Origin of the sequence: Pseudomonas putida (assembly GCA_041879295.1) — a bacterium.
Classification (GTDB): Bacteria; Pseudomonadota; Gammaproteobacteria; order Pseudomonadales; family Pseudomonadaceae; genus Aquipseudomonas; species Aquipseudomonas putida_Y.
The window spans coordinates 5,047,502-5,059,528 of the sequence record CP047152.1 but is presented as its reverse complement, the minus strand read 5'-3'; the positions used below and the strand labels follow the sequence as shown (position 1 = coordinate 5,059,528).

The window sequence follows — 12,027 nt, the reverse complement described above, 5'->3', positions numbered from 1 at the left end:
GGCATGCCCGCTCCCACAGGTATTGCGCACCTCTCGGGGCCTGTGGTGCCCCTGTGGGGGCGGTCGTGCCCGCGAAAGGGCCGGATCTGTCTATGCTGAACCCCATTCTTTGCTCTGATACGGAGACCCACCCATGAGCAGCAAGGCCATCTACGTACAACCCGGCGGCGGCTACGACAAGGTCGAGGTCGGCACCTGCGAGGCCCAGGCCCCCCAGGCCGGCGAGATTACCGTACGCCTGCACGCCAGTTCCCTCAACTACCACGATTTCGCCGTGGTCAGCGGCATGTGGGGCCCGAGCGAGCGACGCATCCCCATGGCCGATGGCGCCGGCGAGGTGGTTGCAGTGGGGGCTGGCGTCACTGAGTTCCAGGTCGGCGACAATGTGGTCAGCACCTTCTTCCCCGACTGGCTCGATGGCCAGGCCAATGTCGAGGGCTTTGCCGGGGTGCCCGGCGACGGCATCGATGGCTACGCCCGTGAGCAGGTGACTGCCCGCGCCACCGCCTTCACCCTGGCACCTCAGGGTTTCAGCCATGCCGAGGCTGCCACCCTGACCACCGCCGGCCTTACCGCCTGGCGCGCGCTGATGAGCGATGATCACCTCAAACCCGGCGACACGGTGCTGGTGCAGGGTACCGGCGGTGTATCGATTTTCGCCCTGCAGTTCGCCAAGCTGGCGGGCGCGACCGTGATCGCCACCTCGTCCAGCGATGCCAAGCTGGAGCGCCTGAAGGCCCTAGGTGCCGACCACCTGATCAACTACAAGAGCACCCCGGCATGGGGTGAGAAGGTGCGCGAACTGACTGGCAACCGCGGCGTCGATCATGTGATTGAAGTGGGCGGCCCGGCGACGCTGGAGCAGTCGATGATTGCCGCGCGCATTGGCGGGCATGTTTCGCTGATCGGCATCCTTACCGGGGTGGCCGGGCAGTTGCCGCTGGTGCAGGCGCTGGTGCGGCAGATTCGGCTGCAAGGGGTGCTGGTTGGCAGCCGGGCGCAGCAGCAGGCGATGGTGCGGGCGATCGACGCCAACGGCCTGCGGCCGGTGGTAGACAAGCATTTCGAGCTGGAACAGATCGTCGAGGCGTTCCGTTACCAGGAGAGCAACCGGCACTTCGGCAAGATCTGCCTGACTTGGTGAAGTGAGGGCAGGGTAGCTGGACGTGACGGCCACCCTGCACACCACTCTAATTCGTAGCATCAAGCCCGAGGCCTTGCACTGCCTGACAGTCAGTCTGGCAGTAGCCGGTCGCGGCTGTTGGACAGGTGCAGGCACACCGCCGCCCGCGCGGCATCCGGGTCTTGTCGGCGGATGGCATTGAGGATCGCCTCATGCTCCAGGTTGGCCAGGTACGCTTGCCGCGCCAGCTTGGCCCCCGCGCGCTCGGCCTGGGCCATGCGGTTGCGCGGAATCAGGCCGTTACCCAGTTGCTGCAGCATCTCGGTGAAGTACAGATTGCCGGTGGCCTCGGCAATCAGCAGGTGAAAGCGCCGGTCGGCTTCGATGCAGCTGTCGCCGGCAGCGGCCAGGTCCTGATAGTCATCCAGCGCCTGGCGCATGCGCGCCAATTGCCCCTCATCACGACGCAGTGCGGCCAGCGCGGCAGCCTGGCCCTCAAGGCCAATACGCAGCTCCAGCAGATCGCGCACATTCGCCGCGCTCTCCGCCGCAACGCGCAGGCCGGCCTGGGCCTGGCGCTCCATCACGAACGTACCGATCCCGTGGCGCGGCTCCACCAGCCCAGAGGCCTGCAGCTTCGACAAGGCTTCGCGGACCACTGTGCGGCTGACACCGTGCTCGCGTACCAAGGTGTTTTCCGAAGGCAGTTTGTCGCCTGGTTTGAAGGTGCCCAGCAAAATCTGCTGGGTCAGGCTGGAAACCAGGTCATGGGCGCGGCTATGGCCGCGTTTGCGAGCGTGTTGCGGTTCCATGCGTGATCCGCTTCTTGATTAGCTTGTACGACAAGTTAATCGATAGAAATATTTTTTGCCGATTTTTCGCGCATCCTAATCAGCATGTAGTTGAGCTGTTTTTGCACGTTAGGATCAGATTGGCATTATGACAGCTTGTATTTTGCTATTTTGCCGACGTTAATGATCTTGTCGTACAACCTCGCTGCGCATAAGCTCCTCCCCACTGCCATGTCAGACAACCCGACCCGCACAAAAACAATTAGTGGGAGATCCGCAAGTGAACGACACCCTCGCTCCGTCTGCCCGGCATGAAGGCGACGCGTTGGCCAGTGCCGTGGCCAAGGTCAAGCGCCACGTCCTGCCGCTGTTCGTCATCATGTTCATCGTCAACTACCTCGACCGCGTCAACATCGGCTTCGTCCGCCCGCACCTGGAAAGCGACCTGGGCATCAGCGCTGCGGCCTTTGGCTTTGGTGCCGGGCTGTTCTTCATCGGTTACGCGCTGTTCGAAGTCCCTTCGAACATGCTGCTGCAGAAGGTGGGGGCGCGGCTGTGGCTGACCCGCATCATGTTCACCTGGGGGCTTGTGGCCACGGCCATGGCCTTCGTGCAGAACGAAACCCAGTTCTACGTGCTGCGCTTTCTGCTCGGTGTTGCCGAAGCGGGCTTCTTTCCGGGGGTGATCTACTACTTCACCCGTTGGCTGCCGGCGGCTGAGCGCGGCAAAGCCATTGCCATCTTCCTCAGTGGCTCGGCGCTGGCCTCGCTGATTTCCGGGCCGCTGGCCGGGGCGTTGATGCAAATCCAGGGCCTGGGCCTGCATGGCTGGCAGTGGATGCTGTTCATCGAAGGCATGGCCTCGGTAGCACTGTGCTTTTTCGTGTTTTTCTGGCTCGACTCCAGGCCGCAGGACGCCAAGTGGCTGAGCAAGGCCGAGCAGGACGCGCTGGTCGCCACCATCGACCGCGAGCAGCAAGCGCGTGAGGCCATCGGCGCGGTCAGGCCGTCGGCCTGGAGCCTGCTCAAGGACCGCCAGATCGTGCTGTTCTGCCTGATCTACTTCTGCATCCAGCTGACCATCTATGCCGCGACCTTCTGGCTGCCCAGCATCATCAAGCGCATGGGCGACCTCAGTGACATGCAGGTCGGTTTCTTCAACTCGATCCCTTGGCTGATCTCGATCCTGGCCATGTACGCCTTCGCCGCCGGTTCCGCTCGCTGGAAGTTCCAGCAGGCCTGGGTGGCCGGCGCCCTGCTGGTCGCTGCCACGGGCATGTTCATGTCCACCACGGGTGGGCCGGTGTTCGCCTTCGTCGCCGTGTGCTTCGCCGCGATCGGCTTCAAGTCAGCGTCGTCACTGTTCTGGCCAATCCCCCAGGGCTACCTGGACGCCCGCATCGCTGCGGCGGTGATTGCCCTGATCAACTCGGTCGGCAACCTCGGCGGCTTCGTTGCCCCCACCACCTTCGGCTTGCTGGAGCAGCAGACTGGCTCGATCCAGGGCGGGCTGTACGGCCTGGCGGTGACCTCGGTGCTGGCGGCGATTGCCATCTTCTTCGTACGCATTCGCCCCAAGGGCGTCCCTTCCGATGACCTCAAGGCCCCTTCGGCCTTGGGCCAGACCCACTGATGACTGCGAGACAACAACCATGAATCTGCAGACCAATCCCGCCGTAAATGCCAGCACCCCGGTGGTCACCGACCTGCGCGTGGTCCCCGTGGCCGGCCATGACAGCATGCTGCTGAACCTCAGTGGCGCCCATGGCCCGTTCTTCACCCGCAACGTAGTGGTGCTGCGCGACAGCGCCGGCAATACCGGCCTGGGTGAAGTGCCCGGCGGCGAGAACATTCGCCAGACCCTGGAGGACGCCCGCAGCCTGGTGGTCGGTCAGCCGATCGGCCACTACCAGCGTGTGCTCAATGCCATGCGCCAGACCTTCGCCAACCGCGACTCGGCAGGCCGCGGCCTGCAGACCTTCGACCTGCGCATCACCGTGCATGCGGTAACGGCCATCGAATCGGCATTGCTCGACCTGCTCGGCCAGCACCTGAACGTGCCGATGGCGGCACTGCTGGGCGAGGGGCAGCAACGGGATGCGGTGAAGATGCTCGGCTACCTGTTCTACATCGGCGACCGCCAGCAGACCGACCTGGCTTATCGCAACGAAGCCGACAGCGATGACGACTGGTTCCGCCTGCGCCACGAAAAGGCCCTGACCCCGGAAGCAGTGGTGCGGCTGGCCGAGGCCGCCAAGGCGCGCTATGGCTTCAGCGACTTCAAGCTCAAGGGCGGCGTGCTGCGCGGTGAACAAGAGATGGAGGCCGTGACAGCGCTGGCCGAACGCTTCCCCGAAGCGCGCATCACGCTCGACCCCAATGGCGCGTGGTCGCTAAAGGAGGCCATTGCCCTGTGCCGCGACAAGCACGATGTCCTGGCGTACGCCGAAGACCCGTGCGGCGCCGAGAATGGTTACTCGGGCCGCGAGGTGATGGCCGAATTCCGCCGCGCCACCGGCCTGCCTACCGCGACCAACATGATTGCCACCGACTGGCGACAGATGGGCCATGCCATTCAGTTGCAGTCGGTGGACATTCCGCTGGCCGATCCGCACTTCTGGACCTTGCAGGGTTCGGTAAGGGTGGCGCAGATGTGCAACGACTGGGGGCTGACCTGGGGTTCTCACTCCAATAACCACTTCGACATTTCGCTGGCGATGTTCACCCAGGTAGCGGCTGCGGCGCCGGGTGAAATCACGGCGATCGACACCCACTGGATCTGGCAGGATGGCCAGCGCCTGACCCGTGAGCCGCTGCGCATTGTCGACGGGCATGTGCGGGTGCCGGCGCGCCCGGGCTTGGGCGTGGAACTGGATGAAGACCAGCTGGCCAAGGCCCATGAGTACTACCGCAACATGGGGCTGGGGGCACGGGATGACGGCGTGGCGATGCAGTACCTGATACCGGGATGGCGCTTCGATAACAAACGACCCTGCCTGGTGCGTTGAGGCTGCTGGCCTCTTCGCGGGCAAGCCCGCTCCTACATCAACCGGTGGTGTCGCTACGCACCCTTGTAGAAGCGGGTTCACCCGCGAATAGGCCCGACCTGCCGGCCAATCCCCCCAGTCATTCACCGCCCCCACCGCATTCATCAATCGGTACCGTCGCCACGCACCATCGTAGGAGCGGGTTCACCCGCGAAAGGGCCGGCACAGACAACACACATTCAAATGAAAAACAAAAGCTCCATTTGGGCCTGTGGCGCGTTCGGATATGCCATTCGCGACATTTGGCGTTGATGGAAATGCCCTGTCGTGATCGAACAGTTCCGGGGCGTTCTCGTGTAATTCCCTACAGCCATGCGGGGATTAAATGAAGCCCGCCCTGCACTGACACGTTGCTCTGTGAAGCGCTCCAAATATCAACAAAAGAGCGCGAGTAACGTGTCGACTTATTGATTTCAAAGGAGATATTTTTCGCCTACGCCTGCCCGTCCTTCCTTGTGTCAGCAAAAAGAGAACAACATCAATGAACACCGTGGGATCTGATGGCAACCTTGCACAAGGTTTCAAGCCACGTCACGTAACGATGCTGTCCATCGCCGGCATCATCGGCGCCGGACTTTTCGTAGGTTCTGGCCATGCCATCGCGGCAGCCGGGCCAGCAACCATAATTTCCTATTTCGTGGCCGGAACCTTGGTGGTACTGGTCATGCGCATGCTCGGCGAAATGGCCGTGGCACACCCCGACACCGGATCGTTTTCCACCTACGCTGACCAGGCCATTGGCCGCTGGGCCGGCTATACCATCGGCTGGTTGTACTGGTGGTTCTGGGTACTGGTCATTCCTATCGAAGCATTGGCCGCCGGGCATGTGCTGAACGCCTGGTTCCCGCAGGTGGACAGCTGGATCTTCGCCCTGGCTTCGGTGTTGCTGCTGGCAGGTACCAACCTGTTCAGCGTGGCCAAGTACGGCGAGTTCGAGTTCTGGTTCGCCATCCTCAAAGTCACCGCCATTCTGGGCTTCATCGGCCTGGGCTTTGCCGCGCTGATGGGCTGGCTGCCCAACCGCGAGGTCAGCGGCCTGAGTACCTTGGTTGCCGAGTACGGCGGCTTTGCGCCGAAAGGCTGGTCGGCAGTGGTGGGTGCATTCATCACCGTGATGTTCAGCTTCATCGGCACCGAGGCGGTGACCATCGCCGCGTCCGAGTCCAGCGACCCGTCGCGCAACATCGCCAAGGCCACTCGCTCGGTGATCTGGCGTATCAGCACCTTCTACATCCTGTCGATCTTCGTGATCATTTCGGTGGTGCCGTGGAACGACCCGCAGCTGGCGGTGGTGGGTTCGTACCAGCGTGCGCTGGAAATCATGAACATCCCCAACGCGGCATTCATGGTCGACCTGGTGGTACTGGTAGCTGTTACCAGCTGCATGAACTCGTCGATCTACATCGCTTCGCGGATGATGTTCTCGCTGGCCAAGCGCGGTGACGCCCCGGCCTTCCTCAACAAGACCTCCAAGGTCGGTGTACCGCGTGCTGCGGTGTTCGGCAGCACCTTGATCGGTGCGGCCATCGCGGTCCTCAACTACTTCGCACCGAAGGGCGTGTTCGAGTTCCTGCTGGCCAGCTCTGGCGCCATCGCCCTGTTGGTGTACATGGTTATCGCCATCTCCCAGCTGCGCATGCGCCGCCGTCTGGAGCGCGAGAACACCGAACTGAAGTTCCGCATGTGGCTGTTCCCGTACCTGACCTGGGCGGTGATCATTTTCATTGCCGGGGCGCTGGCGGTGATGATGTACACGCCTGAGCATCGGGCGGAAGTGAGCTCGACATTGGGCCTGGCGATCGTGATTTCCTTCCTGGGGATCGTGACGTCGAGGGGCCATGCGCAACCGGTGGCAGCGCGATCGATGGGGTGATTCAGTTCACCTGGCTGTAAGGCAAAGGGCACCCGAGGATGGGTGCCCTTTGTTTTTTGGGGTTTGAGCGTGCTTTTGGGTTAACAGGTGCTGGCAGGTACCCGCCCGGCAGCGCGTTTCATTGAAAATAAATGAGGTGTTTTCTCATTCTCGTTCGGCAGGTAGAGAAGGCCGGATTACAGGCCAGCCCGCCGACCCCCGACACGGAGCGAGAGAATGAGTTTTACCCCGGTTCCACAGCGCCACCCCTTGAGTCGTGCCCTGCATGCTGCACTGTTGGGCCTGGCAGTCAGCACCTACGCACTGCCGTCGCTTGCACAGCCTTTGAGCGCTGATCACAACAACCCGCTCAAGCAATGGAGCATTCCTGCGGGCCCGCTGGCGCCGGCACTGGACCGCTTTGCGCGCGAGGCGGGTATCAGCCTTTCGTTCGATGCGCAGAACGTGGCCAACCGCAATACCAACGGGGTGCAGGGCGCACTGGATACACGCTCGGCACTGTCGTCGCTGCTGCGCGGAACCGAGTTGCAGTTTGAGCCGCAGGGCCCCAATGCGTACCTGGTAATACCGCAGCCTAAACCTGCCGGCCCGCTGGAGCTGGGCGCGACCGAGGACTACCGCCTGGCGCCTGTCATCATCAATGCCAAGGTCAAGGCCAGCGCCGACGATGACGCCAACTCGGTGGTTGCCAAGGAGCTGTGGGTAGGGGGCAAGGTGGCGACCAGCATCCTTAACACGCCCGCGTCCGTGTCGGTGGTGACCAACAAGGAAATGCAGCAGCGCAGCGTCAGCACCACCGAAGAGGCGCTGCAGTACACCCCTGGCGTGGTCAGCGACTACTACGGTTCGGACGACCGCAACGACTACTTCCTGATCCGCGGTTTCCAGGCCACCACCTATCGAGACGGCCTGACCCTCAGCTCGATGCGCGGTGTGCGCGAAGACCCTTACGCCTACGAGCGTATCGAAATTCTGCGGGGTGCCAACTCCACCCTGTTCGGCCCGGCAGACCCGGGTGGCTCGGTCAACTTCGTGACCAAGCAACCGCGCTTCGAGAAGTTTGGCCAAGGCTACGTGACCTACGGCTCTTATGACCATGCCGAAACCGGGATCGATGTAGGCGATGCGCTGAACGACGAACAAACCTTGGCCGGCCGCTTCACGGCCAAGATGCAGAACAGCGACCGCGAGTACGACCACTCCCAGGACGATAACCGCTTCGTGATGGGCGGCCTGACCTGGGCGCCAACCGATTTCACCTCGGCCACGGTGGTGCTGGATTACCTGAAGACCAACAGCTCGCCGAACAGCGGTGGCTACCCGCTGGACAAGGAGTACGACCGCAGCGACTTCTATGGCGAGCCCGGCTACAACTTCCATGATGTCGAGCGCACTAGCCTCAGCGGCAACATCACCCACGACTTCGACAACGGCTTCACCCTGCGCAGCAACCTGCGCTACAGCGAGCTGACCGATGACTTTGGCTACGTCTACCTGAGCGACAGCGCCTCGCGTGTTGGCACCACCATTCCGCGTTACGTTTTCGGCACCGACAGCGATGCCGATCAGCTCAATGGCAACCTGATGCTGCAGTACGATGCCCAGTTCGAGCACATCGACAGCAGCACGCTGGTGGGCGTCGAGTACCTCGACTCGACGACCAAACAGAGCTCGGTCTACGGCCTGGCGCCCTCCATAGACATCGCCAACCCGGTGTTCACCGGCGTGCCTGGCGGCATCACGCCCTATACCCGCAAAAAGAATGACGCCACCACCAAGGCGGTTTTCCTGCAGCAGAACCTGTCGTTCTTTGACCGCGTCATCGCGACCGCAGGCGTGCGTAACGACTCGATGGACCTGTCGAGCAAGGAATACATCGGTGGCGAGCAAACGGAAAAGGACAACTTCTCTGAAACCTCCTACCGCGCGGCACTGACCTATATCGTCAACGATGAAGTGTCTACCTACGTGAGCATGGTGGAGTCCGTCTCGCCCCCGCAAGTAGGCGTTACCCCGCAGACCGGCAAGCAATACGAAGTGGGCATCAAGTATTCGCCCATGGGCATGGACGCACTCTTCTCCGCCGCTGTTTACGACCTGACCCAGGAGAACGTCACCATTGCCGTGGTGTTGCCAAGCGGCATCATCGAGCAGCAGACGGTGGGCGAGTCACGCGTGCGTGGCCTTGACCTGGAAGCCAAGGCACAAGTCACGCAAGACATCAGCGTGATTGGTGCTTACTCCTACATGGAGTCCGAGGTGCTGCGCGGGTCGCTGTATGACGGCTCTTCCTTGAAGGGCAATGAGTTCACCACGGCGCCCAAACACACCGCATCGCTGTGGAGCTACTACGACATACCGGGCACTGACGTGAGCGTCGGCCTGGGCGCGCGGTATGTGGGGGCGTACTACATGGATGCTGCCAATACCAAGAAGAGCGATGGGACCACGTTGTTCGATGCGGCGCTGAACTACAAGATCGCCAAAGGGACCGACCTGGCGCTGAATGTGAGCAACCTGTTTGACGAGCAGCATGTGGTGGGGTCGGGGACGGCGAATTACTACAACCCGGGGCGTGAGGTGACGGCGAAGGTGAGTTATAGCTGGTAAGGCGGGTGAGGGGCACGGTCTTCGGCGGTGTTCGCGAGTAAGTTAGCCCCACTGGTGTGCCAACCTGAGGGGGCAACTGCCTTGCTCAAAGTCTGAAAGTTTGCGCGATCATTGTGGGAGCGGGCGTGCCCGCGAACACCGGCACAGCCGGTGCCAAACACCGGGTCGCGTTCTTTGCGGGAAGGCCAGCTCCCAAGGTTCGTCCCGGGCGACCCTAGTCCAAGCGCGGTCACTGAGCTAAACGACCACGGGATAACATGCATCACCCCACAATGTATCCGGGTTATCCAGCATCAGCAGAATGATGACCGGAACCAGCTTGCCGAGCAGGCTGGCGCAGTCGCGCAGTTGATCTCGATTGACGCTGCTGTTCCAAGTGGCACCGCCATGCATGATCTGGTTGCGTAGGGTGTAGATCCGGTTGAACAACACCCCTAGCACGGCCGCGGTGTTGCGGTTGGCCAGAGCTTGCTGCGCGGTTTTACGACCTTTGGCAAAGCGTTCGGTCCAGAGTGGCTCACTGATCTTCCCGTTCTGATAATCCCAGAAACTCTGAAACACATAAGGGTTGTTAAGCAAGACGCGAATACTGCCAGAGAACTCCGACCACACCAGATTTTCGATCAGGTTGCTTTTGTCCAAGGCACAGAGTTTTTCGAGGAATGCCTTGAATGTGGCTTGTTCGGACAGGCGGAACTCTTCATCAATGTCCGTCGCGTATGCCGAGTTGAAGGCGATCCACAGAAAGATAAAGCGCCCATCAATATCATCCGTCTGTTCGGCGCGGTTCAGCCAGCTCAGTGCTCGATGAACACGCAAGGTCAGGTTGGGGTGATGGCCCTCACGTTCCTGGCGGTGTCGGGTCTTGAGTGCTTGATGGTCCATGAGGTGATGATCCTTGAGGGGGCGCACGGTCCGTAAAGAGATGATGTGTGTCTGAAAACTTTACAGTTTAATGAGCGACTCGCCGTTGGCGCTGGAAGCTGTCTGGTCGAGGCACTGGAACCTGCTCCAATTGTTTACCTGTATGAACAGACAACGTGGACGCGGCCCGTCATTTTGCTTAGGGTATGGCCATTCGACATTACCCGCAAGGCGGCTGGCATGAAGCGTGATGAGTTCTTGGCACAACCCGAAGTCGAGGCGTTCATTGAATGGCTGGCAGCCAACCTGCCGGTGCTCACCTTCGAACTGCGATTCAAGTCCAGCAAGTTCGTACCCGGTGGTTTGACGGTCGATGTACAGGGGATTGAGCAGGTCCTTGAGCATTACCGCTGGAAAGCAAGCTGGCGCGACAGCCGCCAGAGCGCGGTCGACTCTGAAACCTGGAGGCAGACCCAGGGCTCGCTTGGGCAATTGCGTGAGTGGTTGTCGGCTGGAGTCAGCGCCGGTGATGATCAGCAAGCGCTTCAGGCCTGTTTGCAGATTCTGCGCTGGGGCGGTGTGCGGGGTGCCATTCCATTCTTGCATCGGCTGGCTACCAGCGGCGAGTTGTCGAGCTACCTGAAGAAGATGGCTGGGCTCATGGCGCTCGATGCCGACAATGATCTGGATGACCTTGGCAGTGTCGAGCGTTTCGATTCGGGCCTGACCAAGATTCACGCCTTGCTCGACTTGTCCGGTTCTCCCATCTATGACAGCCGTGTGGGCGCCGCGATTGCCATGTTCTATGCGCTCTTTCGCCAGCAGTGGGCTGGGCGTGGCAAACCTCTGCTGAGGTTCCCGTCCGGCGGCGCGCGTGGCGACCAGATCCGCAACCCAGGAGCGTTTGCCAACTGTCTGGCAGCACCGCAGTTCTCGGCGATCGAGTACGCCGAGTGGGCGCGCTGGCAGGTCCGTTTGGGTTGGATTGTCCGCGCTTTGCTCGGGCGCACAGGCTGGTTTGCCGACCAAGGGGCAATGCCCGCGCGATGCCATGCATTCGAGGCGAGCCTTTTCATGCTTGGCTATGACCTTCGCTGCTTTGGCCTGACGCCAGTACCTGAGGCCCAAGCAGTTGGCGAGCACGGCGATATATCGCTGCGCGAGTCTGGCAATAGCGGCTGGGTGCCCACGGGTCATCCTTTTGGCCAGGTGCTCAGTGACTACCTGGCCTTCCGCCACAGCGGTGCGCCCGACGATAAAGATGCGTTCGTTGACTGGCTGGTGGCTGAGCCGCGCAACGGAAAAACGCTCTCACGCGCGACTGCACAGAGCTACTGCTTCCCGTTTTCTATTGACGAGTTTGACTTGTTCGGCCGCCCGCTTGCTGCCCTTGAGCGCATTGTTGCCGGTGGTGAGGACGGACTGCGGGCAGCCTTGTCTGGCGAAACGCTCGAGCCGTTCACGGTGGGGGACGAGCGCGTCAGTGTCTGCCTGGTTGATGTATTGATCACCGGCAATGCCTATGCCCGCGCGGAGAGCGACAAGGAACGTGTCGACTACGTCGTCAGCGCTGGCTATGCCGGTACCGAGAACTCCGCAAGAACAATCATGGCCGTAGGGCGCAATGTAGGTAAGCACTTCGGCCTGCTCAATGCGCAGCATCTGCCGACGCCCCTGTTCGAGCAGTTCTACCAAGGTTGCTCGCTCGACGCCTGAGTC

Annotated in this window: 8 protein-coding genes; 6 read left to right on the top strand and 2 right to left on the bottom strand. The window is 61.5% G+C overall.

The genetic code is table 11. The features are described from left to right. The first annotated feature begins 133 nt into the window (after positions 1-133). Positions 134-1,144, top strand: coding sequence for a zinc-binding dehydrogenase (locus GST84_23080; GenBank protein ID XGB15061.1), 1,011 nt, complete (start codon positions 134-136; stop codon positions 1,142-1,144). A gap of 89 nt (positions 1,145-1,233) precedes the next feature. Here GST84_23080 and GST84_23075 read toward each other — a convergent pair whose 3' ends face one another. After that, entirely contained in the window at positions 1,234-1,935 is a 702-nt protein-coding gene (locus tag GST84_23075; GenBank protein ID XGB15060.1) for an FCD domain-containing protein, read from the bottom strand. A gap of 259 nt (positions 1,936-2,194) precedes the next feature. On the opposite strand from GST84_23075, the gene GST84_23070 reads away from it, so the two are divergent. The 4 genes from GST84_23070 to GST84_23055 all read left to right on the top strand — a co-directional run bounded on the left by GST84_23070 (position 2,195) and on the right by GST84_23055 (position 9,444). After that, on the top strand, positions 2,195-3,547 hold the full coding sequence (locus GST84_23070; GenBank protein ID XGB15059.1) for an MFS transporter: 1,353 nt from the start codon (positions 2,195-2,197) through the stop codon (positions 3,545-3,547). Between the two features lie 19 nt (positions 3,548-3,566). Next, positions 3,567-4,922 (top strand): glucarate dehydratase, encoded by a 1,356-nt coding sequence (gene gudD / locus GST84_23065; protein XGB15058.1) that lies wholly within the window; start codon positions 3,567-3,569, stop codon positions 4,920-4,922. A 520-nt stretch (positions 4,923-5,442) separates the two neighbouring features. Further along, complete coding sequence (locus GST84_23060) at positions 5,443-6,834, top strand: amino acid permease (protein XGB15057.1); 1,392 nt, start codon at positions 5,443-5,445, stop codon at positions 6,832-6,834. A gap of 216 nt (positions 6,835-7,050) precedes the next feature. After that, entirely contained in the window at positions 7,051-9,444 is a 2,394-nt protein-coding gene (locus GST84_23055) for a TonB-dependent siderophore receptor (protein XGB15056.1), read from the top strand. A 237-nt stretch (positions 9,445-9,681) separates the two neighbouring features. Here the strand turns inward: GST84_23055 and GST84_23050 are convergent, their stop codons facing one another. Beyond that, positions 9,682-10,329, bottom strand: a complete 648-nt coding sequence (locus GST84_23050; GenBank protein ID XGB15055.1) for a hypothetical protein — start codon at positions 10,327-10,329, stop codon at positions 9,682-9,684. Between the two features lie 219 nt (positions 10,330-10,548). Here GST84_23050 and GST84_23045 point away from each other — a divergent pair, with 219 nt between their 5' ends. After that, the gene (locus tag GST84_23045; GenBank protein XGB15054.1) at positions 10,549-12,024 is read left to right on the top strand and encodes a hypothetical protein; all 1,476 of its coding nucleotides are present in this window, start codon (positions 10,549-10,551) and stop codon (positions 12,022-12,024) included. Positions 12,025-12,027: the final 3 nt, after the last annotated feature.